At 62.4% G+C, this 25422-nt stretch carries 24 protein-coding genes; 9 read left to right on the top strand and 15 right to left on the bottom strand.

Annotated features, from left to right (window positions below; all coding sequences use genetic code 11):
* Nucleotides 1–32 precede the first annotated feature (32 nt).
* A complete protein-coding gene (locus IB265_RS00245; protein ID WP_057247749.1) occupies nt 33–1025 on the bottom strand; it encodes an adenosine kinase in 993 nt (330 codons plus the stop codon).
* Nucleotides 1026–1112: 87 nt separating this feature from the next.
* Entirely contained in the window at nt 1113–1541 is a 429-nt protein-coding gene (locus tag IB265_RS00240; RefSeq protein ID WP_057247748.1) for a VOC family protein, read from the bottom strand.
* A gap of 68 nt (nt 1542–1609) precedes the next feature.
* Here IB265_RS00240 and IB265_RS00235 point away from each other — a divergent pair, with 68 nt between their 5' ends.
* Nucleotides 1610–2203: a TetR/AcrR family transcriptional regulator gene (locus tag IB265_RS00235; protein WP_057247747.1), complete on the top strand. Its 594-nt coding sequence runs from the start codon at nt 1610–1612 to the stop codon at nt 2201–2203.
* 30 nt (nt 2204–2233) lie between these two features.
* On the opposite strand, the gene nth is transcribed toward IB265_RS00235, so the two are convergent.
* Nucleotides 2234–3004, bottom strand: coding sequence for an endonuclease III (gene nth, locus IB265_RS00230; protein ID WP_057248223.1), 771 nt, complete (start codon nt 3002–3004; stop codon nt 2234–2236).
* Nucleotides 3005–3026: 22 nt separating this feature from the next.
* On the opposite strand from nth, the gene IB265_RS00225 reads away from it, so the two are divergent.
* A complete protein-coding gene (locus IB265_RS00225) occupies nt 3027–3524 on the top strand; it encodes a DUF2244 domain-containing protein (RefSeq protein WP_057247746.1) in 498 nt (165 codons plus the stop codon).
* Nucleotides 3525–3629: 105 nt separating this feature from the next.
* Nucleotides 3630–4517: a bifunctional helix-turn-helix domain-containing protein/methylated-DNA--[protein]-cysteine S-methyltransferase gene (locus tag IB265_RS00220; RefSeq protein ID WP_057247745.1), complete on the top strand. Its 888-nt coding sequence runs from the start codon at nt 3630–3632 to the stop codon at nt 4515–4517.
* A 117-nt stretch (nt 4518–4634) separates the two neighbouring features.
* Here the strand turns inward: IB265_RS00220 and IB265_RS00215 are convergent, their stop codons facing one another.
* The 6 genes from IB265_RS00215 to mepA form a co-directional block, all read right to left on the bottom strand.
* Nucleotides 4635–5270: a 2,3-bisphosphoglycerate-dependent phosphoglycerate mutase gene (locus tag IB265_RS00215; protein WP_057247744.1), complete on the bottom strand. Its 636-nt coding sequence runs from the start codon at nt 5268–5270 to the stop codon at nt 4635–4637.
* Nucleotides 5271–5304: 34 nt separating this feature from the next.
* Nucleotides 5305–6123 carry a 4-hydroxy-tetrahydrodipicolinate reductase gene (gene dapB, locus IB265_RS00210; RefSeq protein ID WP_057247743.1) on the bottom strand — a complete coding sequence of 273 codons (819 nt, stop codon included), beginning with the start codon at nt 6121–6123 and terminating at the stop codon, nt 5305–5307.
* A gap of 125 nt (nt 6124–6248) precedes the next feature.
* The gene (locus tag IB265_RS00205) at nt 6249–8066 is read right to left on the bottom strand and encodes an ABC transporter ATP-binding protein (protein WP_057247742.1); all 1818 of its coding nucleotides are present in this window, start codon (nt 8064–8066) and stop codon (nt 6249–6251) included.
* A 112-nt stretch (nt 8067–8178) separates the two neighbouring features.
* Entirely contained in the window at nt 8179–9198 is a 1020-nt protein-coding gene (locus IB265_RS00200; protein WP_057248222.1) for a glucokinase, read from the bottom strand.
* Nucleotides 9199–9318: 120 nt separating this feature from the next.
* Nucleotides 9319–9702, bottom strand: coding sequence for a methylglyoxal synthase (locus IB265_RS00195; protein WP_057247741.1), 384 nt, complete (start codon nt 9700–9702; stop codon nt 9319–9321).
* A 103-nt stretch (nt 9703–9805) separates the two neighbouring features.
* On the bottom strand, nt 9806–10861 hold the full coding sequence (mepA, locus tag IB265_RS00190; RefSeq protein ID WP_375293048.1) for a penicillin-insensitive murein endopeptidase: 1056 nt from the start codon (nt 10859–10861) through the stop codon (nt 9806–9808).
* Nucleotides 10862–11114: 253 nt separating this feature from the next.
* Between mepA and IB265_RS00185 the strand changes: the two genes are divergently transcribed.
* From IB265_RS00185 to IB265_RS00165, 5 genes are all read left to right on the top strand, one after another.
* Nucleotides 11115–12947 (top strand): extracellular solute-binding protein, encoded by a 1833-nt coding sequence (locus IB265_RS00185; protein WP_244495496.1) that lies wholly within the window; start codon nt 11115–11117, stop codon nt 12945–12947.
* A 177-nt stretch (nt 12948–13124) separates the two neighbouring features.
* Entirely contained in the window at nt 13125–14207 is a 1083-nt protein-coding gene (locus tag IB265_RS00180; RefSeq protein WP_057247738.1) for a microcin C ABC transporter permease YejB, read from the top strand.
* Entirely contained in the window at nt 14207–15352 is a 1146-nt protein-coding gene (locus IB265_RS00175) for an ABC transporter permease (RefSeq protein ID WP_057247737.1), read from the top strand. The genes IB265_RS00180 and IB265_RS00175 overlap by 1 nt, the downstream gene beginning before the upstream one ends.
* 8 nt (nt 15353–15360) lie before the next feature.
* A complete protein-coding gene (locus tag IB265_RS00170; RefSeq protein WP_057248221.1) occupies nt 15361–16989 on the top strand; it encodes an ABC transporter ATP-binding protein in 1629 nt (542 codons plus the stop codon).
* 10 nt (nt 16990–16999) lie between these two features.
* Complete coding sequence (locus IB265_RS00165) at nt 17000–17959, top strand: glyoxylate/hydroxypyruvate reductase A (RefSeq protein WP_057247736.1); 960 nt, start codon at nt 17000–17002, stop codon at nt 17957–17959.
* 51 nt (nt 17960–18010) lie between these two features.
* On the opposite strand, the gene IB265_RS00160 is transcribed toward IB265_RS00165, so the two are convergent.
* The 3 genes from IB265_RS00160 to IB265_RS00150 all read right to left on the bottom strand — a co-directional run bounded on the left by IB265_RS00160 (nt 18011) and on the right by IB265_RS00150 (nt 20704).
* Entirely contained in the window at nt 18011–18865 is an 855-nt protein-coding gene (locus IB265_RS00160) for an NlpC/P60 family protein (protein WP_057247735.1), read from the bottom strand.
* A 9-nt stretch (nt 18866–18874) separates the two neighbouring features.
* Nucleotides 18875–19225 carry a helix-turn-helix domain-containing protein gene (locus IB265_RS00155; RefSeq protein WP_057248220.1) on the bottom strand — a complete coding sequence of 117 codons (351 nt, stop codon included), beginning with the start codon at nt 19223–19225 and terminating at the stop codon, nt 18875–18877.
* An 87-nt stretch (nt 19226–19312) separates the two neighbouring features.
* Entirely contained in the window at nt 19313–20704 is a 1392-nt protein-coding gene (locus tag IB265_RS00150) for a M17 family metallopeptidase (protein WP_057247734.1), read from the bottom strand.
* A 131-nt stretch (nt 20705–20835) separates the two neighbouring features.
* Between IB265_RS00150 and IB265_RS00145 the strand changes: the two genes are divergently transcribed.
* On the top strand, nt 20836–21657 hold the full coding sequence (locus IB265_RS00145) for a tetratricopeptide repeat protein (protein WP_192494603.1): 822 nt from the start codon (nt 20836–20838) through the stop codon (nt 21655–21657).
* 270 nt (nt 21658–21927) lie between these two features.
* Here IB265_RS00145 and IB265_RS00140 read toward each other — a convergent pair whose 3' ends face one another.
* The 3 genes from IB265_RS00140 to IB265_RS00130 are packed head-to-tail and all read right to left on the bottom strand — an operon-like array spanning nt 21928 to nt 25410.
* Nucleotides 21928–22911: a type II secretion system F family protein gene (locus tag IB265_RS00140; protein ID WP_057247732.1), complete on the bottom strand. Its 984-nt coding sequence runs from the start codon at nt 22909–22911 to the stop codon at nt 21928–21930.
* A 10-nt stretch (nt 22912–22921) separates the two neighbouring features.
* Complete coding sequence (locus tag IB265_RS00135; RefSeq protein WP_057247731.1) at nt 22922–23932, bottom strand: type II secretion system F family protein; 1011 nt, start codon at nt 23930–23932, stop codon at nt 22922–22924.
* 8 nt (nt 23933–23940) lie between these two features.
* A complete protein-coding gene (locus IB265_RS00130; protein ID WP_057247730.1) occupies nt 23941–25410 on the bottom strand; it encodes a CpaF family protein in 1470 nt (489 codons plus the stop codon).
* Nucleotides 25411–25422 lie beyond the last annotated feature (12 nt).

Genomic DNA, 25422 nt, shown 5'->3' with positions numbered 1-25422 from the left:
GCCTGCTTTTCACAAAATTCAATCAGGACGAATCAGGCGAGACCCGCCTGCTTGGCGGCCGTTTCCAGCGAGACCATCGGCCGCGGGCCGATCTGACCGATGACAATGCCGGCGGCGAGATTGCCGAGCCTGCTGCAGTCTTCGAGCGAGCGTCCGGTCGTGTAGCCGTGCAGGAAGCCCGCGGCATAGAGGTCGCCGGCACCGGTCGTATCGACGACCTGGGCGATCGGCGTTGCGCGGACCCGAACCCGCTCCTCTCCACGCACGACCACCGAGCCTTCTTCGCTGAGAGTCACGGCAGCGAGCTTGCAATCCTTCGAGAGTTTTTCCAGCGCCAGATCGAAGTCTTCGGTCTCGTAGAGGGCCAACGCTTCCTGCCTGTTGGCGAAGACGATATCGACCGTGCCTGATCGCATGAGTTCGAGGAACTCCTCGCGATAGCGGTGAACGCAGAAGCTGTCGGACAGCGTGATCGCGGTTTCGCGGCCGTTTTCGTGGGCGATCCGCGCGGTCTCGCGGATGGCGTCCTTGGCCCGCGGCGGATCCCAGAGATAGCCTTCGAAATAGGTGACCTTGGCCTCAGCGACGACGTCGGCCTCCACATCCTCGGGGCCAAGCTCGACGCAGGCGCCGAGATAGGTGTTCATCGAGCGCTCGCCATCCTCGGTGACGAAGATCATCGAGCGCGCGGTCGGCGGCACGTTTTCGAGCGGCTTCGTCTGGAAGTAAACGCCCTGGGCGCGGATGTCGTGCGCGAAGATCTCGCCGAGCTGGTCGCTCGCGGTCTTGCCGAAGTAGGCAGCGCGACCGCCAAGGCTGGCGACACCGGCTGCCGTATTGCCGGCGCTGCCGCCGGACGCTTCGACGGCCGGGCCCATGCGCGAGTACAACAACTCGGCTCGTTCGGCATCGATGAGGTTCATGGCGCCCTTTATGATGCCGTTTTCATTGAGAAAGGCATCGTCGCAGCGCGCGATGATATCAACGATGGCATTGCCGATCGTCAGCACGTCGTATTTTGTCATGAACCTCGTCCGGTCTCCGTGATGGCCGGTGTTCGTTAATACCGGTTTTCCGGCCATTTGGAAGACAAAAGACGTGGGGCCATCGCATCAGGCCGTCGGAAGCGCGCTTTCGTCGTAAGCTGCGGCGAATTCGGCGCTCGGCGGGATCGGCTTGATGACATCGATCAGCACGCCGTTCGGATCGGCGGTGATGAAATGACGCTGACCGAAGACCTCGTCTCGCAACGTCTTCAGGATCGGAAGCCCGGCGGCAACCGCTTGCGCGTAAATGCGATCCGGATCCTCGACCTCAAAATTCAGCAGAAGACCGCGGGTGGGCGTACGTGCTTCCTCCGGGATCGTCTCGTGGCGGTAGTCGAGCACCGCCAGCGTCACATGCTCGTCCTCGACCGACTGCAGATGCACATACCAATCGCTGGTGAAGAGCGCCTGGAAGCGGAAGTGCTCGATGTAAAAGGCGGCGGTGGCGGCAACATCTGATGTCATGATGACAGGATAGTAGCTCGTCGATTTCATGGCTTTCCCTCGCTCCGGCAATATCATACAATCTGTATGTATCTTTAATTAACATACAGGCTGCATGCATGCAACAGGAAGTCTCCCGTCGCTCCAATCGCGAGCGATCCGACACGACGCGCACCGCGATCCTCGATGCCGCGCGTGGCCTTTTCGTCACCCGGGGTTATGCCGATACCTCCACGCCCGATATTGTTGCCGCCGCCGGATTGACCCGCGGCGCGCTCTATCACCACTTCGAAGACAAGAAGGCATTGTTCCGTGCCGTGGCGGAGCGGGAGGCGGGCGCAGTGGCGATATCGATCGAGCAGGCAACGGCCAACGACCTCACGCCCCGCGACGCACTGAAAGTCGGTGCCCGCGCCTATTTCGACGCGATGCGCGAGCCGGGCCGAATCCGTCTGCTGCTGCTCGACGGGCCGGCGGTGCTCGGCAAGCAGGAAATGGCCGCGATCGACGCGGCCAATGCCCAGAGAACCCTGGAGGAGGGCATTGCCGAGGCGATGGCGCCGGCAGTGCCGGGCCCGGAAAGGCTGTCGGCCATGGCCTCGCTGCTTTCGGCCGCCTTCGATCGCGCGGCGCTCGACATCGCCGATGGTGCTTCGGCCGAGCTTTACGCGGAGACGATCGGCACGCTGATCGACCGGCTGGTGTCGGCCTGACGCCGACCGTCAAGACAACACCAGGGTGCCTCAGCCTGCGGCGGAGATGATCTGCGGCGGCAGTTCGACGAGCGGCGCCGGGATCTCGCAGGTCTTTTCCGGCGACTTGCAGAGATCGGCGATGACGCAGCGCTCGCATTCGGGCTTGCGCGCCTTGCAACAGTAGCGCCCGTGCAGGATCAGCCAGTGATGCGCGTGGTAGAGGTATTCATCCGGGATGATCTTGATCAGCTTGTCTTCCACCTCGTCTGGGGTCTTGCCCGGTGCCAGACAGAGGCGGTTGGCGATGCGGAGGATGTGGGTGTCGACGGCGATCGTCGACTGGCCGAAGGCCATCGACAACACCACATTGGCGGTCTTGCGACCGACCCCCGGAAGGGTCACCAGTTCCTCCCGCGTGCGCGGCACTTCGCCACCAAAATCGCGGATCAGCTTTTCGCTGAGCGCGATGACGTTCTTCGCCTTGTTGCGATAAAGGCCGATGGTCTTGATGTAGTCCCGGACCTTTTCCTCCCCAAGCGCCAGCATTTTCTCCGGCGTATCGGCGATGGCGAAGAGTGCGCGCGTCGCCTTGTTGACGCCGGCATCGGTCGCCTGGGCCGAGAGCGCCACGGCAACGACGAGCGTGAACGGGTTGACGTGCTCCAACTCGCCCTTCGGCTCGGGGCGCTGGATCGAGAAGCGGCGGAAAATCTCCTTGAGCTCGTCCTGGCTGTAGAGGCTCTTCACCCGCGGCGTTGCGCGGCGGCTCGTCTTGGGTTTTGCGGCGCTGACGGGGAATTTCGGCTTCACGTTTTTCATGATGCATCTATAGTCAAAGGTCATGATCAATGGCAACGTCACCACCCCGCCCGAGGATGCGCCGGTCTTCACCGCCGAGCTTACGCCCTATCGTTCGCTCGGGCGAAAAGGCTTCAGGATCGTCTTCCTGATCGCCGGACTGCTCAGCCTGGTGCACGCTTTTGTCTTCCTCGTCATCGGCGCCTGGCCGATCGTGTTCTTCTTCGGGCTCGACTACCTGCTGCTGTTCGGCGCCTTCTGGCTGAATTACCGCTCGGCGCTCAGCCGCGAAGAGGTCAGCGTTTCCAGAACCGATGTTTCCGTGCGCAAGTTCACGCCGTCGGGCCAGATCACCGAACACCGCTTCAATCCGTTCTGGGCCCGCTTCAATGTCGCCCGCCATCAGGAAATCGGCATCATCTCGATGACGATCAGCGGTGGTGGCCGCCGGACCGACATCGGTTCGTTTCTCAATCGCGACGATCGCGAGACCTTCGCGCTCGCCCTCTCGGGTGCGCTTGCGACCGTTCGCCGCCGCTGACGCTCGCCGAACGACCAATGGGACGCAAATCCGCGCATTCGTTCAAGTTTCGGGTGGTTTCCTGGACCAGCAAGGGATTACCTGTGACATGACAGGAGAAGAGCCATGAACATTGCGACATCCGTACCCACAGACATCACGCCGAAAGGCACCGATTACGATACGGTCAGCCGCGTGATCGAAATGCTCACCGAGGATTATCGCGACCAGCCGTCGCTCGAAACGGTGGCGCACCGCCTGAAGCAGTCGCCGACGCAACTCCAGAAGGTCTTCACCCGCTGGGCCGGGCTTTCGCCGAAGGCCTTCCTCCAGGCGGTGACGCTCGACCATGCCAAGCGCCTGTTGCGCCAGGAAGACATGCCGCTGCTCGAAACCAGCATCGAGGTCGGCCTGTCAGGGCCGAGCCGCCTGCACGACCTGTTCGTCACCCACGAGGCGATGTCGCCCGGCGAATGGAAGGCGCGCGGCACCGGCCTGACGATCCGCTACGGTTACCATCCCTCGCCCTTCGGCACGGCGCTGGTGATGATCACAGACCGCGGCCTGGCAGGCCTCGCCTTTAACGATGGCGGCGGCGAACAGGCGAGCTTCGAGGACATGGCGCAACGCTGGCCGAACGCCAGCTATATCGAAGACAGTGCGGCCACCGCCCACTATGCGGCACGCATCTTCGATCCCTCGCGCTGGCGCCAGGAAGAGCCGCTGCATATCTTCCTGATCGGCTCCGATTTTCAGATCCGGGTCTGGCAGGCATTGTTGAAGATCCCGCTCGGCTGCGCCACCACCTATTCGAACATCGCCGGGACGATCGGCCAGCCGACGGCCTCGCGCGCCGTCGGTGCCGCGGTCGGGCGTAATCCGATCTCCTTCGTGGTTCCCTGCCATCGCGCACTCGGCAAGAGCGGCGATCTCACCGGCTACCACTGGGGCCTGACGCGCAAGCGCGCGATCCTCGGCTGGGAAGCCGGCAAGGCGGCGGACGGCACGATCTGATGCTTTCAAGTCACGCAGATCCGGACGGAAAGCCGCTTCGCACCTTTCCTGGAACTGCTTGGAAAAACAAAAAAGGGGCGCTCGGCGCCCCTTCTTCATTTCCATATTTGTCAGCGCTCAGTGGGCGCCGGACATGTCGCCCAGCACTTCCTTGGAAGCGACCGTCGAGTCGGCCTTGAGCTTGTAGACCATTGGCACGCCGGTCGCGAGGTTGAGCTTCAGGATCTCTTCCTTGGTCAAACGATCGAGCACCATGACCAGCGAGCGCAGCGAGTTGCCGTGGGCGGCGACCAGAACCTTCTGGCCCGACAGCACGCGCGGCAGGATCTCGGTCAGGTAATAGGGCCAGACGCGGGCACCGGTGTCACGCAGGCTTTCGCCGCCCGGAGGCGGCACGTCGTAGGAGCGGCGCCAGATGTGCACCTGCTCTTCGCCCCACTTCTCGCGTGCGTCGTCCTTGTTAAGGCCGGAGAGGTCGCCGTAGTCGCGCTCGTTGAGCGCCTGGTCGCGGATCGTTTCGAGCGAGGACTGGCCGACGGCGTCGAGCACGAACTGGCAGGTGCGCTGGGCACGGACGAGGTCCGAGGTGAAGGCGATGTCGAACTTGATGCCATATTCGGCAAGCGCCTTGCCGCCGGCCCTGGCTTCCGCGACGCCGAGTTCCGTCAGGTCCGGATCACGCCAGCCGGTAAACAGGTTCTTCAGGTTCCAGTCGCTCTGGCCATGCCGGACGAGGACGAGAGTACCGCTCATGTCGAATTCCCCTTGAGACTTGAGAGTGGAAAGGTCAGTTGAGCCCGAGAACGTCGAGCATGGAATAGAAGCCGGGTTTCTGGCTGCGTGCCCAAAGCGCCGCCGTGACGGCGCCGCGCGCGAAGATCGAGCGATCCGTGGCACTGTGCGAGAGCGTCACCTGCTCGCCTTCGCCGGCGAGAATGACCGAGTGTTCGCCGACGACCGAGCCGCCGCGCAGCGTCGCAAAGCCGATCGTACCGGCCGGACGCGGGCCCGTATGACCGTCACGCACGCGCACCGAATTGTCGGCAAGGCTGATGCCGCGTCCCGTCGCCGCCGCTTCGCCGAGAAGCAATGCGGTGCCCGAGGGCGCATCGACCTTGTGCTTGTGGTGCATTTCGAGGATTTCGATATCCCAATTGGCGGGGCCGAGCGCACGCGCCGCCTTTTCCGTCAACACGCCGAGCAGGTTCACACCGAGGCTCATATTGCCCGACTTGACGATCCGGGCGTGACGCGCAGCAGCACGGATTTTCGCCTCGTCGTCGGCCGAGCAGCCGGTGGTCCCGATGACATGGACGATGCGGGCCTGGGCCGCAAGGCCGGCAAACTCGACGGTGCCCGCGGGTGCTGTGAAATCAAGCACGCCTTCCGCCTCGACGAACGCTTCGAGCGGCTGGTCGGTGACCGGCACGCCGATCGGCCCGAGACCGGCCACTTCGCCGGCGTCACGGCCGATGAAGGGAGAACCCGGGCGTTCGATGGCGGCATGCAGGCGCACGCCGTCCATCGCGTGGACCGTGCGTATCAGCGTCTGGCCCATACGGCCTGCAGCACCCACCACCACGAGCTTCATATCGGGTTCGCCCATCGGTGATTTCCTTCTCGTCCGCTGTTAGCGCGTTCCCAGTCAAAACGGCGTCGGGAAACGCTCTATCTCATTGTTCTTACGCATTTCCGGACGCAAAACCGCTACGCGCTTTTGCTGGAAATGTTCTAGATTTCGGCGCCGGCCGGCGCTTCGGGCGCCTTGGCCTCAGGCGACTGGCCCTGAAGATTGTGAAGCCGAGCGTAGAGACCGTCCGGTCGCCGTGCAAGCTCGGCATGCGTGCCCTCCTCGACGACGGAACCATCCTTCATGACGATGATCTTGTCGGCATTGACGACGGTCGAAAGGCGATGCGCGATGACGATCACCGTACGGCCGTTCATGGCGTAATCGAGCGCCTTCTGCACGGCGGCTTCCGATTCGGTATCGAGCGCCGAGGTGGCCTCGTCGAGCAGCAGGATCGGCGCATTGCGCACGAGTGCACGGGCGATGGACAGCCGCTGGCGCTGGCCGCCGGAAAGCGTCATGCCGTTTTCGCCGACCGGGGTATCGTATCCCTGCGGCTGCGCCAGAATGAAATCATGCGCATAGGCAAGCCGCGCGGCTTCCTCGATCTCCGCGTCGGTCGCATCGATGCGCCCGTAGCGGATGTTGTCGCGGATCGATCCTTCGAAGAGGTAGGGTTGCTGTGACACATAGGCGATGCTCTTGCGCAGCGACTGCTTGGTAACGTCGGCAATATCCTGCCCATCGATCAGGATCTGGCCGGAAGCCGGATCGTAGAACCGCGGGATGAGGCTGATGACCGTCGACTTGCCGGCACCGGAGGGGCCGACGAGCGCCGTCGTCTTGCCGCCTTCTGCAACGAAGCTGACGCCTTTCAGAACCTCGTCGCCATTGGCGTATTGGAAACGGACGTCGCGCAGCTCGACGGCGGCACTCGTGAAGGTCAGTTCCTTGGCGTCCGCCTTGTCGCGCTGATGCGGCACGGTGTCGAGGATTTCGTAGACCATGCGGGCATTGACGGCAGCACGCTCCATCGAGACCTGCAGCCGCGCCAGTCGGCGGGCCGGATCATAGGCCATCAGAAGAGCCACCACGAAGGCGAAGAAGGCGCCGGGCGGCACGTCCGCATAGATCGCGCGGAAGGCGGAATAGGCAAGCACAGCAGAAATCGCGAGGCCGGCGAAGGTTTCGGTCATCGGCGCCGTGCGCTCGCTCAACCGCGCAATGCGGTTCGCCCGGTTCTCGGCCCGATCGATGATCGCATCGACCTTGCCGCGCAGTTCGCCTTCCATGGTGAAGGCCTTGACGATGGTAATGCCCTGGATCGTTTCCTGCATCGCACCGAGAACGCGGCTATTGACCTCGATCGATTCGCGCGTTGCCGAACGCAGGCGCCTGGAAACGTAGCGCAGGCCGAGCAGCAATGGCGGCGCCGCGACGAAGACGATGATCGACAGCAGCCAGTCCTTGGCGAACATGACGCCGACAAGACCGATCAGGGTCAGGAGATCGCGGGCGATCGACGTGACCGTCAGGTTGAGCACGTCGCGGATGCCGCTGACATTCTGGCTTATCTGAGCTGCAAGCTGTGCCGACCGCGTCTCGTTAAAATAGCCTACGCTCAGCGCCATCAGATGGGCGTAGAGCCGGCGCTGGTAACGCGCGACGATGTTGTTGCCGATCTTCGACAGGGCAACGGCCTGGCCGTAGGTGGCGAAGCCGCGCAGAATGAAGGCTGCGAGGATCGCGCCGCAGACGAGCAGGACGATATCTGCCCGCTTGTTGGCGAAAGCCTCGTTGATCACGGTCTCCATGATCGAGGCCGTGAAACCGGTTGTTGCAGCGACGACGGCCAGACAGGCTATGGCAAAGACATAGCCGCGAATGTGGTCGCGACCGTTTTCCGCAATGACCCGTTTCAGAATTCCGCTGATCGTATCGGAATCGACCGCGTGCTGTTTTCTATTGCTGGCGCTCAAAAAGCCCGTCTTCCCTGGACCCAATGTGGCGAGCCGGTTTCCGGCCCGACCTTTCCCGGGGCTCTATAGTAGTTTGGTATCGCTTTGGCGAGTCTTTGCGCGCGCCGACTGCTCAGCTTCTCCAGCGGCGTCCCTCCGTTGCAACACCGAAATCCCTCGGCGTGCGGGCAAAAGCGGCCAGACCGGAGAGCGCCGCCATCGGATGAATGACGGCAAAGGTCGGGATCGTCTTCATCAGCGCCGAGTGCGGCGCCTTGTCTTCGAAGGCGTCACGGAACGGTGATTTCATAAGCGCCGGCAAGATCTTCTGCGAGATGCCACCCGCCAGGAACACGCCGCCGCGAGCCATGAAAATTAGCGCCATGTCACCGGCAACGCGGCCGAGATAGGTGCAGAACAGCGAGATCGTCTCGATCGCCGCCCTGTCGCTCTCGGCCAGAGCGTGCGTCGTCACTTCCGCCGGATCGATGAGCACCGGGTCCACGCCATCGGCGGCACAGACGGCGCGATAGAGATTCATGATGCCGCGCCCGCAGAGGATCTGCTCGCCGGCCATGCGCCCTTCGATCGGCTCGAGGAAGGGCCAGATCTGAAAGTCGCGTTCGCTACGCGGGCCGATGTCGACATGGCCACCCTCGCCCGGTACCGGGATCCAGGTGTGCTGGGCAAAGACCAGTCCGCCGACGCCGAGACCCGTGCCCGGGCCGAGGACCACACGCGACGTCAGGGGACGAACACTGCCGCCACCGATCTGCACGAGATCCTCGTCCGCCGGCGCGGCCACGGCGAGCGCCTGTGCCTCGAAATCGTTGATGATCAGTACGTCCTCGAGGCCAAGGCTCGAGAGCATGTCCTTCGGCCTGATCACCCAGCCGGCATTAGTGAGCGGAATTTCATCGCCCCGGATCGGACCGGCCACCGCCAGAATCGCCGAACGCGGCTGCACCGAGGTCTTGTCGAGGATGCTCTTCTGCATCGCCTCCTCGATCGTTTCGAAATCGCCGGTCTTGATCGGCGGCAGCTGCTTCGGCTCGGCAAAAGCATCGAGGAGCAGGGCAAAGCGGGCATTGGTGCCACCGATATCACCGATCAGGATCGGAAAGGGGAAGGCGTTTTCACTGGTGCCGGGCATCGCAAGATCCATCCTGATCGTCGTGGCAGGTATATCGCTGTCTATCAGCTAGAGCGGGATAAGGGAAAGTGTGTCCGGTTTTCCGCCCGCAGCCGCCTAATTCATGAGAAGCGATCACGTTTATGATTTTGGGTTGAAGTCGATCAACCTTTCGGCTGTCGCCTGGTTGAGGGCCATTGGAATGTCGTAGACGATCGCGAGACGCATCAGCGCCTTGACGTCCACGTCATGCGGCATTGCCGTCAGAGGATCGACGAAGAAGATCAGAAGCTGCACCTCGCCGGTGGCGATCATCGCGCCGATCTGCTGGTCGCCGCCGAGCGGACCGCTTTTCAGGCGCGTGATATCGAGCCCCGGACAGACATCGAGGACACGGCCGCCTGTCGTGCCTGTCGCAACGATGCGCCATTGGGACAAAACCGCTTCATGCACCTTGGCGAAAGCCGCAAGATCGTCCTTCTTCTGATCGTGAGCGATCAGGGCAATGCATTTCCGATCCGCCATGTCGGGCCTCGCATCAATCTTTAAATCGATTTGATCGCCCTATACATGAACGCCGCGGCGATGGGAAGATTGAAGCCCGCCCACCCCGCTCACGCGTTCATGATCATCGCAAGGTCGGACGGGCCAGCGGCACCGGAATATCGGCCGGCGGAACGTCTCCGGCGGCAGCGCCGATCACCTGCTCGATACCCTGTATCGCAGGGGCAGGTGCCGCCGCCCGATAGGCCGTGCCAAACGTGGCGGCCTCTTCCGAGGCAGGCGCCGGACCGTTCAACACGAGTGCGCAGGCTTTCGGCAGGTCGGCCATGGTCGTGAGCCTTGGCTTCACCGGCTTTTCGCCCGGCTTTTTCTTCGGCTTTGCCCAGGGCTCGTCGGTAAACCACCAGGCCAGCGACTTGTCGCAGCCATCGCCGGCCGGCACCGCCGCCTGGTCCTTGCAGCTCGCTGCGCCCGCGGGGCATTTGATGCGGATGTGGAAGTGATAGTCATGGCCGTAGATCGGCCGGACCTTGCCAAGCGCCGATCGGTCCCCGGTCCAGGTGTCGCAGAGCTTCTTCTTGATCGCCGGATTGACAAAGACGCGCTCCACCTGCGGGTAGCTGGCAGCCAGCATGATGAGCTGCGCGTGTTTTGGCGTCCAAATGGAACGATCAACCGTCAGGAACTTGTTCTTCTGCAGCATCGAGGTCGCCGAAATATCCTCGCGCTCGCGATAGGTGAGCGTGCGCTGCGGCATCGGCGTCAGCCAGATATCGGCGTCAAGACCGATCTGGTGGGACGCGTGCCCGGAAAGCATCGGACCGCCGCGCGGCTGCGAGATGTCACCAAGCAACAGGCCGGGCCAGCCGACCTTTTCGGCGGCATCGTGCGAAAACTGCTCGATCAGCGCGATCATCTGCGGGTGACCCCAGCGGCGGTTACGCGACAGCCGCATCGCCTGCCAGGTGGGCCCGTCGGTCGGGATGGCGACACCGCCGGCAAGGCAGCCCTTCGCGTAGAAACCATAGGGGTTCGCGGCCATTTCGGCTGGCAGGGCCTTGGCACCGAACAGCGCCTTTGCCGGCACATCCTCGGCCGCCGCGTTGTCGGCAATCAGAAGGCTTGTTCCCAGCAGCAACGCAAGAAACGCCGAGCCGCAACGTCGAAGTGGAGCAATCATTGAATTTCGTCCCATTTGTCTCGCGGACAGCAGCGCCAACTCGCGGCATTCCCTGTCCGACGAACCCCGATCCTAAGGCCCCGTCTTTGCCTCAGCCTTACGCGTCACGCGCTTGTGAATCACCGGGATGTGACTCAAAAATTTTGCCTGATTTGCGGCAGTGCCTGTCAATTGCCCCGATTTCGCCTATGCTCTCGCAAAAGAAGATTGAAATATAAGGGGTACCGGCTGGATGCCAAACTTCTGCAGGACCGTGAAACCTGGAATCGCAGCGTCGCTACTGGCAGCGACACTTCTCCTCCTTCCTCCTGCAGCACGCGCCGACCATGCCGACTGGCATCACGGCCTCTCCCTCATCGGCGAACTGAAGTACAAGCCCGATTTTGCCCATTACGACTATGTCAATCCGGATGCGCCCAAGGGCGGCGACGTCAAACTGTCGAGCACCGGAACATTTGATACCTTCAACCCGGTCCTCGACAAGGGACAACCCGCAGTCGGGCTGACGCTCGTCTTCGACACGCTGCTGAAATCCGCCGATGACGAGATCTCGACCGCTTACGGTCTGCTCGCCCAAGGCGTTTCGTTCCCAGAAGACATTTCATCCGCAACCTTCCGGCTGCGGCAGGAAGCCAAATGGGCGGATGGAAAGCCTGTGACGCCGGAAGACGTCATCTTCAGCTTCGACAAGAGCAAAGAGCTCGATCCGCTCTACGCCAACTACTACAAGCATGTGACCTCGGCGGAAAAGACCGGCGAACGCGACGTCACCTTCCATTTCGATGAGAAGAACAACCGCGAGCTGCCCCACATCCTCGGCCAGCTGCAGATCCTGCCGAAGCACTGGTGGGAGGGCCAAGGAACGGACGGCAAGCCGCGCGACATCAACAAGACGACGCTTGAGCCGGTGATGGGATCCGGCCCCTACAAGATCGCCGCATTTTCGGCCGGCTCGTCCATTCGCTACGAGCTCAGGGACGACTACTGGGGCAAGTCGCTGAACGTCAATGTCGGGCAGAACAATTTCGGCTCGATCAGCTATACCTTCTTCGGTGACCGGGATGTCGAGTTCGAGGCGTTTCGTTCGGGAAACAGTGATTACTGGCTTGAAAACATCGCGGCGCGCTGGGCAACCGCTTATGATTTTCCGGCAGTGAAGGACGGTCGCGTCAAGCGCGAGAGCCTACCCAATCCGCTGAGGGCCACCGGCATCATGCAGGCTCTGGTCCCGAACATGCGCCGGCCGCCCTTCAATGACGAAAAGGTGCGCGAGGCGCTGAACTATGCCCTCGACTTCGAGGAAATGAACCGCACGGTGTTCTACAACCAGTACACGCGGATCGACAGTTACTTCTGGAATACGGATCTCGCCTCGTCGGCCCTGCCGCAGGGCGCTGAATTGGCGATCCTTGACGAAGTGAAGGACAAGGTGCCGTCGGAAGTCTTCACGACACCCTACAAGAACCCGGTGGGCGGCACGCCACAGGCGGGACGCGACAACCTTCGCCAGGCGATCGCTCTGCTAAAGGAGGCCGGCTTCGAGCTCAAGGGCAATCGGATGGTCGAGGCGAAGACGGGCAAGCCCTTCTCATTCGAGATCCTGCTCAGCAGCGCCACGCTCGAGCGCGTCGCGCTTCCCTATGCCCAGAACCTGAAGAAGATCGGTATCGACGCGCGTGTGCGCACCGTCGACGCTTCGCAGTACACCAATCGCACGCGCGCTTTCGACTACGACATGACCTGGATCGTCTGGGCACAGACGCTGAGTCCCGGCAACGAACAGCTCGACTATTGGGGTTCGCGCTCCGCCGGGGAACAGGGCTCGCGAAACTACGCCGGCATTGCCGACCCGGGTGTCGATGCACTGATCAACAAGGTCATTTTCGCCAAGGATCGCGAGACGCTGGTGGCGGCGACGAAAGCGCTCGACCGCGTGCTCCTTGCCCACAATTTCGTCGTGCCGCTTTACTACAAGCGCGACATGAACATCGCCTATTGGGACAAATTTGCTCGCCCCGCCGAACTCCCGACCTATGCGATCGGCTTCCCGTCGATCTGGTGGTCGAAAAACGCTACCCCCAAATGAAGTCCTTGCACTCGGATGGCGTCTCGATTCCAAATGCAAAAAAACGAATCACTGAAACAAGCCCCGATCCGGGCCTGACAGCCGCAAGGAGACACAGGGATTGAGACACCATAGACGGCATGCCGACGCTTCGCCGGTCCGGGCCATCGCCCACACGTCGATCGAAAGGCTCGCCTGATGGGTGCCTATATTCTGCGCCGCCTCCTTCTGATGATCCCGACGATCTTCGGGATCATGGCGATCTCGTTCGCCATCGTACAGTTCGCGCCGGGCGGCCCGGTCGAGCAGGTGATTTCAGATCTCACCAATGCTGGCGGCTCCGATCGCCTGAGCGGCAGCAGCGGCGACCTGATGCAGGCCGGCGGCGACGAAGGCGGGCGCTATCGCGGTGCCCAAGGGCTTGATCCCGAATTCATCGCCAAGCTCGAGAAGCAATTCGGCTTCGACAAGCCGCCGCTTGAGCGCTTCGCGACGATGATGTGGAATTACATCCGCTTCGACTTCGGCGAGAGCTTCTTCCGCAACACCTCGGTCATCGATCTCATCAAGGAGAAGATGCCGGTCTCGATCTCGCTCGGCCTCTGGATTCTGCTGTTTTCCTACGCAATCTCCATCCCGCTGGGCATCAAGAAGGCGGTTTCCGACGGCTCGGCCTTCGACGTCTGGACCTCCGGCATCATCGTCATCGGCTATGCCGTGCCGAGCTTCCTGTTCGGCATCCTCTTGATCGTCATCTTCGCCGGCGGGTCGTTCTTCGACTGGTTCCCGCTCCGCGGCATTGTCTCCGACAATTTCTGGCAACTGCCCTGGTGGCAGAAGCCACTCGACTACATCTGGCACATGACCCTGCCGCTGATCACGCTGCTGCTTTCGGCATTTGCGACCACCACGCTGCTCACCAAGAATTCCTTCATCGACGAGATCAAGAAGCAATATGTGACGACGGCGCGGGCGAAGGGTCTCAACGATCGCCAGGTGCTCTACGGCCACGTGTTCCGTAACGCCATGCTGATCATCATCGCCGGCTTCCCGGGCGCCTTCATCTCGGCCTTCTTCACCGGGTCGCTGCTGATCGAGTACATCTTCTCGCTCGATGGCCTCGGTCGCCTCGGTTATGATTCGGTCGTCAAGCGTGACTACCCGATCGTCTTTGCAACGCTCTTCATCTTCTCGCTGATGGGTCTGCTCGTCAGCCTGCTGTCAGACCTCATCTACACCTGGGTCGATCCGCGCATCGACTTCGAGCGGAGGGACGTCTGATGGTGGACGTGACGACCTCCCCGACAAGCCGCGTGGCGGTGCCCCCGCGCGGCTGGCTGTCTCCGGTCAACCAGCGGCGCTGGCAGAATTTTAGGGCGAACCGACGCGGCTACTGGTCGCTCTGGATCTTCCTTGCGCTTTTCGGCCTCAGCCTTGTTGGCGAATTCATCGCCAACGACAGGCCCATTGTCGCCTCCTACAAGGGCGAGCTTCTCTTCCCTGTTGTCATCGATTACCCGGAGGAAAAGTTCGGCGGCTTCCTTGCCGAGACCGACTACCGCTCCGACTTCATCCGCGACGAAATCGAGGCCAATGGCTGGATGATCTGGCCGCCGGTCCGCTATTCCTATCAGACCGTCAATTCCAACATCCCACATTCGGCGCCCACCAAACCCTTCTGGCTGATGGACAAGGAGGAGCGCTGCTCCGCCTACCCGGAGGGGCTCAACGACCGCAACTGTATCGTCGGCAATCTCAACTGGCTCGGCACCGACGACCAGGCCCGCGACGTGTTTGCGCGGATGATCTACGGCTTCCGTCTCTCGGTGCTGTTCGGCCTGACGCTGACCATTGCCTCGGCGGTGATCGGCGTGACCGCGGGCGCTGTCCAGGGCTATTTCGGCGGCTGGACCGATCTCCTGATGCAACGCTTCATCGAGATCTGGTCGTCGATGCCGGTGCTTTACATCCTGTTAATCATTGCAGCGATCCTGCCGCCGGGCTTCTTCATCCTGCTCGGCATCATGCTCTTGTTTTCCTGGGTCGGCTTCGTCGGCGTCGTGCGCGCCGAGTTCCTAAGGGCGCGCAATTTCGAGTATGTGAATGCGGCGCGCGCGCTCGGCGTCGGCAACGGCACGATCATGTATCGCCACCTGCTGCCGAACGCGATGGTCGCAACGCTGACCTTCCTGCCCTTCATCCTCTCCGGCTCGATCACGACGCTGACATCGCTCGACTTCCTCGGTTTCGGCATGCCGCCGGGCTCGCCTTCGCTCGGCGAGATGATCGCGCAGGGCAAATCCAACCTGCAGGCGCCCTGGCTCGGACTGACGGCCTTCTGCGTCATGTCGCTGATGCTATCGCTGCTGATCTTCGTCGGTGAAGCAACGCGCGATGCCTTCGATCCGAGAAAGACATTCCGGTGAGCGCGACGATGACAGATCCCATCCTCTCCGTCCGCGACCTCTCGGTCGCCTTTCACCAGGGCGGCAACACCTCGATCGCCGTCGACCACATCTCCTTCGAGATCAAGCGCGGGGAAACCGTGGCGCTTGTCGGCGAATCCGGGTCCGGCAAGTCGGTTTCGGCCAATTCGATCCTGAAACTTCTGCCCTATCCTTCGGCCAGCCACCCGAGCGGCGAGATCGTCTTCAACGGCAAGGACCTGTTGAAGGCCGGCGATGCGGAGCTGCGCAACGTGCGCGGCAACGACATCACCATGATCTTCCAGGAGCCGATGACCTCGCTCAACCCGCTGCATTCGATCGAGCGGCAGATCGGCGAGATCCTCGAACTGCACCAGGGGCTCGAAGGAGCCGCTGCGCGCACCCGCATTCTCGAGCTTCTCAATCAGGTCGGTATCCGCGAGCCGGAGAAGCGCCTCAGCGCCTATCCGCACGAGCTCTCCGGTGGCCAGCGCCAGCGCGTCATGATCGCCATGGCGCTGGCCAACCGGCCCGAGCTTTTGATCGCCGACGAACCGACAACGGCGCTCGACGTCACGGTGCAGGCGCAGATCCTCGAGCTTCTGAAGACACTCAAGGACGAACACGGCATGTCGATGCTGTTCATCACCCACGACCTCGGCATCGTGCGCAAGATCGCCGACCGGGTCTGCGTGATGACCAAGGGCAAGATCGTCGAGACCGGGCCGACCGCCGAGATCTTCGCCAATCCGCAGCACGCCTATACCCGCCATCTGCTCGCCTCCGAGCCGAAGGGAAACCCACCGCCATCAGACGCGTCGAAGCCGATCGTGATGGAAGCCTCCGACATGAAGGTCTGGTTCCCGATCAAGGCCGGCTTTCTGCGCAAGGTGGTCGACCATGTGAAGGCCGTCGACGGCATCGACCTGAAGCTGCGCGCCGGCCAGACGCTCGGGGTCGTCGGCGAATCCGGTTCCGGCAAGACGACGCTCGGCCTGGCGCTGACGCGGCTCATCTCGTCGAAGGGCCGCATCGCCTTTATCGGCAAGGACATCGACCGCTACAGCTTCAACGAAATGCGGCCGCTTCGAAACCGGATGCAGATCGTTTTCCAGGACCCCTATGGCTCGCTCAGCCCGCGCATGTCGGTGGCCGATATCATCGCCGAAGGCCTGAAGATCCATGAACGTTCGCTTTCGGAGAACGATCGCGACGCCCGCGTCGCCGCCGCTCTCGAAGAGGTCGGCCTCGACCCCTCGACCCGTTGGCGCTATCCGCACGAGTTCTCCGGCGGCCAGCGGCAGCGCATTGCCATTGCGCGTGCCATGGTGCTGAAGCCGCAATTCGTCATGCTCGACGAACCAACCTCGGCGCTCGACATGAGCGTGCAGGCGCAGGTGGTCGATCTCTTGCGCGACCTGCAGAGCAAACACGATCTCGCCTATCTGTTCATCAGCCATGACCTGAAGGTCGTGCGGGCGCTTGCCAACGAGATGATCGTGATGCGCCTGGGCAAGGTGGTGGAACAGGGGCCGGCCGAGCGCATCTTCAATGCGCCGAGCGAAGATTACACGAAGGCGCTGATGGCAGCGGCCTTCAACCTCGAAGCCGTCAATCTCACCGCGATCCGCCAGTAGAGTGCCCGCAATGTCCGCAAAGAGCCCCGTCATCGTCGATCTGAAGTTCATTCCGGAGGAGGTCGAGGCGGCTCTTCGCGGCGCCTTTCCCGATCGCGAGGTGATCAATCGCGCCGACGTCGTGCACCACAACCGCGATCTCTCGGGGATCGACTATGCAGTGGTGTGGAAATCGGCGCCGGATCTCTTCGAGCGGGCGCCGGATCTCAAGGTGGTCTTCTCCGGCGGCGCCGGCGTCGATCACGTGCTGACGCTTCCCGGGCTTCCCGAGGTGCCGCTCGTGCGCTTCGTCGATCAGACGCTGACGACGCGCATGAGCGAGTGGGTCGTCATGCAATGTCTTCTGCATCTGCGCCAGCACCGCGCCTATGAGGCGCTAGCGGCGAAGCGCGAATGGCGCGATCTGACCCAGCCGGAAGCCGCAGACATCACGGTCGGCATCATGGGCATGGGCGTGCTTGGCCAGGACGCCGCCCGCAAGCTCTCCACCATGGGCTTCAAGGTCGTCGGCTGGTCGCGCAGCAAGCGAGACGTCGCAGGCATCGAGACCTTCGGCGGCAGCGAGCTCGACACGTTCCTGGCGCGCACGGATTTCCTCGTCGGTCTGCTGCCGCTGACGCCGGACACGCGCGGCATCTTCAATCTGCGCCTGTTTGCCAAGCTCAGCCGCAACGGCCCGTTCGGTGCGCCTGTTTTCATCAATGCCGGCCGTGGCGGCAGCCAGGTCGAAGCCGATATCGTTCAGGCACTCGACAATGGCGTGCTCGGCGGCGCCTCGCTCGATGTCTTCGAAGAGGAACCGCTTGCCAGCGACAGCCGCTTCTGGACCATGCCGAACGTGTATGTCACACCGCATGTGGCGGCATCCTCCGACGTCAAGGCGTTGTTCCGCCATGTCGAGCAGCAGATCGCCCGCTTCGAAAGCGGTCAATCGCTCGAACACGTGGTCGACAAAGTAGCCGGCTATTGATTTAGCGGAAGCGAGGTGCGGCGGAATCAACCCGCCTGCACGTGGCTTGCTTCAGGGCCGTCGATAGCCGGTCGGCTGGTCGTAGAGCCAGCCAATGCGAGCGATCGCCTCTTCCAATCCTTCATGCGCGACCGACATGGTGTGGCCGTTGGCATGGACCAGCGTGCGTTCGTCTTCCATGATCGCGACATGGCCCTTCCAGAACACGAGATCGCCGCGCCGCAACTCTTCACGAGAGATCGGCATCCCGAGTCGAGCCGCCTGCATGTCGGAATCGCGCTCGACTACACGGCCTGCCATCAACATCGACGTCTGGACGAGGCCTGAGCAATCGATGCCGAAGCCGGAGCGGCCGCCCCACAGATAGGGCGTCTCCAGGAAGCGGGTGGCGACGGCGACGTAGTCGGCGCTGACGGCGTGGCCAACGGGCGCACAATGATTGGCGACGATCGCGCGGCCGCCCTCAAGCAGGAAGTAGCGCGTGCCACGCGTTTCCGCCTCGCCGATGACCGCGACACGGCTTCCCATCGAGAGAGCGAGGGCATGCGGAAACTTGAGGTCGGCACCGTTGTAGACGAATGTGCGCGGCACGGTGACGATATGGGTCGGAACGGTCGTCTGCCGCAGAAGAGCCGTCTCCGGCAGATAGCCGACATAGCCGTCGAGATCGGCTTTGACCCAGGCCCAGCCCTCGGCCGTATCAAGCACCCGCACGCCCTCGCCATAGAGCACCTCGGTGTCCGTGCCGCAGGCGGCGTCCGGGCGGGCACGGAGCGGCGCGACCGGCACGGCGAGCGTCGCCACCTCTCCCTCGACATAACGCTCCGCCTCGACCTGGCCGCGAAGCGCGATTTCGGCGAGATCGCTGCGATAGGCGTTGAGACGACGGTCCGGCAGTTGCGACATGGCTGAGACTCACAAGGTCAATTTGCGACCATGAAGAATGATCAGATCGCCGAGTTTTTCAAGGTAAAGCGCACCTTCGACGGTGCGCTTGATGATCACGTTGCGCCGGTCGATATCGTCACGCACCCGGTCCACGAGACCAAGAGCGCCCATGGTATCGAGCGCGCGGGTGATGACCGGCTTGGTAACGCCAAGCGTCGCCGCCAGTCCGCGCACCGTGTGGGGCGGTGGCACGAGGTAGATGTGCAGAAGGATCGCCAGCTGCCGCAGGGTCAGGTCGCGGCTGTCGACGCGCACCTGGGCGAGCGACACCGTATGCCAAAGCCCGAGGGCCTGGGAGGGCGTAAGCTCGATCGGCAATGGCGGCTCCTGCGCAAGAAACTGATCCGCCACGATAGCGGCGGATCGTTACGCAAGCGTTTCTTTCTTGCCAATCGTTCCGATAGGCTATTTTGCCATCTTCTGGACGTGATGGTAGAGCGCCCGGATCGCCTGCGCCTCGCCGCCAACCGGCGAATGCGGCCGCTCGGACTGTGCCCATCCGAAGATGTCGAAATGCACCCAGCTCTTGGTGTTGGTGACGAAACGCCGGAGGAAGAGCGCTGCAGTGATTGAACCGGCCATACCACCCGCCGGCGCATTGGTGAGATCTGCGATCCGTGCCGAGACATCCTTGTCGTAGCCATTGTAAAGCGGCATGCGCCACATCGGATCGTCGACCTCGAGGCTTGCTTCCGAGAGATCATGGGCAAGGTCGGCGTCGTCGGTAAAGAAGGGCGGTAGATCCGGGCCGAGCGCGACGCGAGCGGCACCGGTGAGCGTCGCCATGTCGACCAAAAGATCAGTCTTCTCCTCGTCGGCATAGGCGAGCGCATCGGCCAAGATCAGCCGGCCCTCGGCATCGGTGTTGTCGATCTGAACTGTCAGCCCCTTGCGGCTGCGATAGATGTCACCGGGGCGGAAGGCATTGGCGGAGATCGAGTTCTCGACAACCGGCACGATGACGCGCAGATCGACCTTGAGTTTGGCGTCCATGATCATCAACGCGAGGCCGAGGACATTGGCGGCACCGCCCATGTCCTTCTTCATCAAGAGCATCGAGGCGGCCGGCTTGATGTCGAGACCGCCGGTGTCGAAGCAGACGCCCTTGCCGACCAGCGTTACCTTCTTGTGGCCCTTCTTGCCCCAGCGCAGCTCAAGCAGGCGCGGAGCTTCGGCGCTGGCGCGTCCAACGGTATGGACCAGAGGGAAATTCTGCGTCAGCAGCGCTTCGCCCGATATCACCGAGACATCGGCCTTGTAGTGGGCGGCAAGCGCGCGGAATGCCGCTTCGAGCGCCTCGGGACCCATGTCGTTGGTTGGCGTGTTGATCAGGTCGCGCGCAAGGAAGACGCCGGCGAGCTGCCGCTTGATATCGGTCGCATCGGCGTCGGCGGGGATCAGCAGTGTCGGCGGCTCGCCCTTGGTGGATTTGTAGCGCTCGAAGCGATAGGAACCGAGGCCATAGCCGAGCGCCAGCCGGTTGGCGGTGAGCGGCGCGGTTTCGATGTGCCACTTGCCTGCCGGCAGTGCTCGCGCAAGCTTGCCGGCCAGAAACGGCGCTTCCGACGGGTTGCTGCCGAGACCGAAGAGCGCACCGCCGAGATGGCCGTCTGAGGACGGGATCAACAGCACCGCGCCGGATTCGGCCGTGAAGCCAGCCTTGCGCGCCCAGTCCAAAGCGATCGGATCGATCGTCCCCGTCTCGATATGCGCCGGCGTGACCGCGAAGATCGGCAGGGTCTTGCCGGCGCTGGTGTTGAACGGCGACGGCCGCTCGATGAACTGATAGGGAGCCATGAAAGTCCTCGGCTGACAGAGATGGAATCGCGCCATTAACGCTCCGTTAGGGTTAACAGATTATTGCTGGAGTGAAAGTTGCGCCGGTGTTGTCTGAAGTTCAGGTGCGCGAATGCATGCTGGGGACACTCATGGCCAAACGCACGACTTCACCGTTGAAAGTCGCTCACTTCTTCCAGGGCGCGGCGATTGCGCTGGTGGCGCTCTCGCTCGCAGGCTGCGCCAATCAGCCGAAGAAGGAGCTGACCACGGGCTCGATTTCGAGAACGTCGACGCCGGTTCAGTCGATGACCGCGACCGAGCTTTCGGCGGCGGCCGAAAGCATTGGCCAGGCCTATGAAAAGAACCCCAAGGATCGCGAAGCCGGGCTCAACTACGCCAACCTCCTGCGTATGACCGGCCGCAACGAGCAGGCCCTCGCGGTCATGCAGCAGGTCGCGATCAACAATCCGTCGGACCGGGAAGTGCTCGGCGCCTATGGCAAGGCGCAGGCCGCGGCCGGCCAGCTCGATCAGGCGCTGGCGACGATCAGCCGCGCCCAGACCCCGGACCGTCCGGACTGGAAGCTGAAATCGGCCGAGGGCGCAATCCTCGACCAACTCGGACGCCCGCAGGAGGCGCGCACGCGCTACCGCGAAGCGCTCGAACTCAAGCCGAACGAACCGTCGGTGCTCTCCAATCTCGGCATGTCCTATCTTCTGACCAAGGATCTCCGCACCGCCGAAACCTATCTCAAATCGGCGGCGGCCCAGCCCGGTGCTGACAGCAGCGTTCGCCAGAACCTGGCGCTGGCCGTCGGGCTTCAGGGCCGCTTTCAGGAGGCCGAGACCATCGCCCGGCAGGAGCTTTCCAGCGAGCAGGCGGAAGCGAACGTCGCCTATCTGCGCTCGATGCTCTCCCAGCAGGGAGCGTGGAAGCAGTTGGCCAAGGCTGACGAAGCGAAGACCAACTGAGCACCTTGCAGGCGAGGCACGGTCAGGCGGCTCTCCCCTCCTCCGGTGTATTTCACCTCAGAAACGCATGCGTTTAAGCGCGCATCAGTCCGCGCGACGTCGTAAGCCGACACTGTCCTAAGCAGTGGGCGTAACGGACGACGATTTTCAGTTACACTCCGAAATTCGCTGGAGCATCCCGCGTCGAGCGGAATCGCTGGAAGCGAAAAAGATGCTCTGGAATCAAGGTTCCAGAGCGTCGTTCGTGCGTTCGTCTGAACGCAGGGTGGTCTAGAACTTGTCGGCCACCTGAATGCCGGCGGGTCCAAGGATGACGGCAACCAGCACGGGCAGAAAGAAGAGGATCATCGGCACCGTCAGCTTCGGCGGCAGCGCCGCCGCTTTCTTCTCCGCCGCGTTCATGCGCTGATCACGGCTTTCCTGCGCAAGGACGCGCAAGGCCTGGGCGATCGGGGTGCCGTAGCGGTCCGCCTGGATGAGTGCCTGGACCACCGACCTGACCTCTTCGAGGCCGGTGCGAAGACCGAGGTTTTCAAGTGCTGCGCGACGCTCGGGCAGGAAGGAAAGTTCTGCCGTCGTCAGCACGAGTTCTTCCGCCAATGGCTGCGACTGGGCTGCGATTTCGTCGGCGACACGCCGCATGGCAAGTTCCATCGACACACCCGATTCGACACAGATCAAGAGAAGGTCGAGTGCATCCGGCCAGGCGCGACGAATGGAAGCCTGACGCTTGGAGACGGCATTGGCGACGATAATGTTCGGCGCGTAGAAGCCCAGATAGGCGAAACCGATCGCAAAGAAGAGACGTACCATCAGCGGTTTCTCGGCAAAGTTGCCGAGCCCGAAGATGTAGACGAGGGCGACGAGCAGAAACAGGAAGGGCAGGCAGAAACGCGCAAACAGGAAGGTATTGAGGGCATTCTGTGAGCGAAAGCCGGCCATTTTCAAACGGTTGACCGTCTTGTCATCCACGAGCGCCGTGCGCAGATTGAGCCGTTCGACGATCTGGCGAATGGAGGCGTTGTTTTGGCCACGCAGGCTCGCCCTGCCGCCCTGCATATCAGCAAGCCGCGCCCGTTCGCGTGCTCGGATTTGTTCCCGCTCGCTCGCAACCGACTTCATCCGCTTTCCGAGGTCGCCCCGTTCGAAGAACGGCACGATCAGCGAATAAAAAGTCGCGAGCACGGCGAGCGAAACCAGAACGGCCAGGACAACGTTCGGATCGGTCAGTGTCTTGATCAGGCCCGTGCTCATCGATGCCCCCTCAGATATCGAAATTGATCATGTTGCGCATCACCATGATGCCTACGCTCATCCAGAAGAGGCCGAGACCGATAATCAAGTGGCCGCGCGGGTCGGTGAACAGGACCATCATGTATGCGGGTGACGTCAGATAAACCAGCAAAGCAACGATGAACGGCAGGGCACCAATGATGCACGCCGACGCCTTGGCCTCCATCGACATCGCGCTGACCTTCGCCCTCATCTTCCTACGTTCGCGCAGAACCTTCGACAGGTTGCCGAGGGCTTCGGAAAGGTTGCCGCCCGCCTGCGCCTGAATGGCGATCACGATCGCGAAGAAGTTCACCTCCGGCAAGGGAATGCTATTGATCATGCGGGCACAGGCATCAGTGACGCTCAACCCGACCTGCTGTGATTCCACCACGCGGCGAAACTCCGTCTTCACCGGCTCCTGCGCGTCGGCGGCAATGAGGCGGAGCGCGTCATTGAGAGGAAGGCCCGATTTGATCGAGCGGACCATGGTCTCGAGAGCGTTCGGAAACTCCTCCAGGAACTTCTTGCAGCGTCGCTTGATCAGGAAGCCGACAAACCAACGGGGTAGGCCAAGGCCGGCGATCACTGCTATGCCGAGGCCTATAGCGGGCCCGGCTCCCATGATCAGGGCGACGAGAAAGGCGAAGGCGCCGAAAAGCGCGCTGAACAGATAGAAGCGCCCCAAGGAAACTGAGAGGTCCGCCTGGGTCAGTCGCACCTTCATCGAAGGGGAAGACTTGGCCGAGCGCTCCTGTTGCTTCTTCTCGAGTTCCTTCAGCGAATCCTGCACGGACTTGCGCCGCTTCGACAGTTCGCTCACGCGGTCCCGCGCGGCCTTCACCTTGGCGCGGTCCGTTTCAGCCGCGCTGACCTTACGCACGCGGCCTTCCGCCTTCTTTTCGCTTTCGATACGCGAGAACAAAAGGCCGTAGGCGAGCGCCGCCGCCGATATTGCGACAAGGGCGGCCAGCGCCAGAACGGTGATGTCTATGCCGAACATCGCAGCTCCTAGTTCTTGTCCATCGCGTCAAGGGTGGCGGCCAAACGCTTATCCTCGTTGAAGTAGCGGGCGCGATCCCAGAAATGCGGCCGGCCGATTCCGGTCGACGTGTGGCGGCCAATGATACGTCCGCCGGCGTCCTCGCCATCGATCTCGTAGCGCATCAGGTCCTGCGTGATGATCACGTCACCTTCCATGCCGACCACTTCGGTTATGTGGGTAATGCGCCGGGAGCCGTCGCGCAAACGCGATGCCTGGATGATCACATCAACCGATCCGGCAATGATCTCGCGCACGGTTTTGGCTGGCAGGCTGTAGCCACCCAAGGCGATCATCGATTCCATACGGCTCAAGCATTCGCGCGGCGTGTTGGCATGGATCGTTCCCATCGAGCCGTCATGGCCGGTGTTCATCGCCTGAAGCAGGTCGAAAACCTCTGGTCCGCGCACTTCGCCGACGATGATGCGTTCGGGGCGCATGCGCAGGCAGTTCTTGATGAGGTCGCGCATGGTGATCTCACCTTCGCCTTCGATGTTCGGCGGGCGCGTTTCCAGGCGCACGACATGCGGCTGCTGCAGCTGCAGCTCGGCCGTGTCCTCGCAGGTAATGACCCGTTCGTCGGCGTCGATGTAGCGCGTGAGGCAGTTGAGAAGTGTCGTCTTGCCCGAGCCGGTGCCACCGGAGATGACAATGTTGCAGCGGACGCGGCCGATGATCTGCAGAAGGACGGCACCCTCCGCCGTTACCGAACCGAAGCGCACGAGCTGCTCCAGCGTCAGCTTGTCCTTCTTGAACTTGCGGATGGTCAGCGCCGTGCCGTCGATGGCGAGCGGCGGGGCAATGACGTTGACACGGGATCCGTCTGGCAGGCGGGCGTCGCAGATTGGGCTCGATTCATCGACGCGACGGCCGACCTGGCCGACGATGCGCTGGCAGATCGACAGCAGCTGCGCGTTGTCGCGAAACCGGATTTCCGATTCCTGCACCTTGCCGCCGACTTCGATGAAGGTCTGACCGGCGCCATTAACCATGATGTCGGCGATGTCGTCGCGGGCAAGCAGCGGTTCGAGCGGACCATACCCCAGCACGTCGTTGCATATGTCGTCGAGCAGCTCTTCCTGCTCGGAGATCGACATCGCGAAATTCTTGATCGTGATGATGTCGTTGACGATGTCGCGGATTTCCTCGCGCGCGCTCTCGGTGTCGAGCTTGGCGAGCTGCGACAGGTCGATCGTGTCGATCAGCGCCGAAAATACCTGCGACTTCGTATCGTAATAGTCTTCCGTTCGCGCTGTGCGACGTCGGGTCGTCGATGGGGCGGCCGGCTGGATCTTCGGGATCGCGGACGTCGTTTCGCCGAGAACCGGAACCGCGGACCGCTCGGTCGCCATCGGTTGCGCAGCAACCACGGGCGGCGGAACGGCGGGACCCGGGGTGCCGCTTTTGCCGAAGCCTTCGTTTCCGCGTTTGCCAAACATTTGCGTGATCCT

Source organism: Ensifer sp. ENS10, from assembly GCF_014852025.1.
In the GTDB taxonomy this organism is placed as follows: domain Bacteria; phylum Pseudomonadota; class Alphaproteobacteria; order Rhizobiales; family Rhizobiaceae; genus Ensifer.
The sequence above is the reverse complement of the archived record's forward strand: the minus strand, read 5'-3'. Positions and strand labels throughout refer to the sequence as shown.

Coding starts and splice junctions, on each gene's coding strand:
- IB265_RS00245 (WP_057247749.1), bottom strand. CDS start 1,025: ATGACAAAATACGACGTGCTGACGATCGGCAATGCCATCGTTGATATC.
- IB265_RS00240 (WP_057247748.1), bottom strand. CDS start 1,541: ATGAAATCGACGAGCTACTATCCTGTCATCATGACATCAGATGTTGCC.
- IB265_RS00235 (WP_057247747.1), top strand. CDS start 1,610: ATGCAACAGGAAGTCTCCCGTCGCTCCAATCGCGAGCGATCCGACACG.
- nth (WP_057248223.1), bottom strand. CDS start 3,004: ATGAAAAACGTGAAGCCGAAATTCCCCGTCAGCGCCGCAAAACCCAAG.
- IB265_RS00225 (WP_057247746.1), top strand. CDS start 3,027: ATGATCAATGGCAACGTCACCACCCCGCCCGAGGATGCGCCGGTCTTC.
- IB265_RS00220 (WP_057247745.1), top strand. CDS start 3,630: ATGAACATTGCGACATCCGTACCCACAGACATCACGCCGAAAGGCACC.
- IB265_RS00215 (WP_057247744.1), bottom strand. CDS start 5,270: ATGAGCGGTACTCTCGTCCTCGTCCGGCATGGCCAGAGCGACTGGAAC.
- dapB (WP_057247743.1), bottom strand. CDS start 6,123: ATGGGCGAACCCGATATGAAGCTCGTGGTGGTGGGTGCTGCAGGCCGT.
- IB265_RS00200 (WP_057248222.1), bottom strand. CDS start 9,198: ATGCCCGGCACCAGTGAAAACGCCTTCCCCTTTCCGATCCTGATCGGT.
- IB265_RS00195 (WP_057247741.1), bottom strand. CDS start 9,702: ATGGCGGATCGGAAATGCATTGCCCTGATCGCTCACGATCAGAAGAAG.
- mepA (WP_375293048.1), bottom strand. CDS start 10,861: ATGATTGCTCCACTTCGACGTTGCGGCTCGGCGTTTCTTGCGTTGCTG.
- IB265_RS00180 (WP_057247738.1), top strand. CDS start 13,125: ATGGGTGCCTATATTCTGCGCCGCCTCCTTCTGATGATCCCGACGATC.
- IB265_RS00175 (WP_057247737.1), top strand. CDS start 14,207: ATGGTGGACGTGACGACCTCCCCGACAAGCCGCGTGGCGGTGCCCCCG.
- IB265_RS00170 (WP_057248221.1), top strand. CDS start 15,361: ATGACAGATCCCATCCTCTCCGTCCGCGACCTCTCGGTCGCCTTTCAC.
- IB265_RS00165 (WP_057247736.1), top strand. CDS start 17,000: ATGTCCGCAAAGAGCCCCGTCATCGTCGATCTGAAGTTCATTCCGGAG.
- IB265_RS00160 (WP_057247735.1), bottom strand. CDS start 18,865: ATGTCGCAACTGCCGGACCGTCGTCTCAACGCCTATCGCAGCGATCTC.
- IB265_RS00150 (WP_057247734.1), bottom strand. CDS start 20,704: ATGGCTCCCTATCAGTTCATCGAGCGGCCGTCGCCGTTCAACACCAGC.
- IB265_RS00145 (WP_192494603.1), top strand. CDS start 20,836: ATGGCCAAACGCACGACTTCACCGTTGAAAGTCGCTCACTTCTTCCAG.
- IB265_RS00140 (WP_057247732.1), bottom strand. CDS start 22,911: ATGAGCACGGGCCTGATCAAGACACTGACCGATCCGAACGTTGTCCTG.
- IB265_RS00135 (WP_057247731.1), bottom strand. CDS start 23,932: ATGTTCGGCATAGACATCACCGTTCTGGCGCTGGCCGCCCTTGTCGCA.
- IB265_RS00130 (WP_057247730.1), bottom strand. CDS start 25,410: ATGTTTGGCAAACGCGGAAACGAAGGCTTCGGCAAAAGCGGCACCCCG.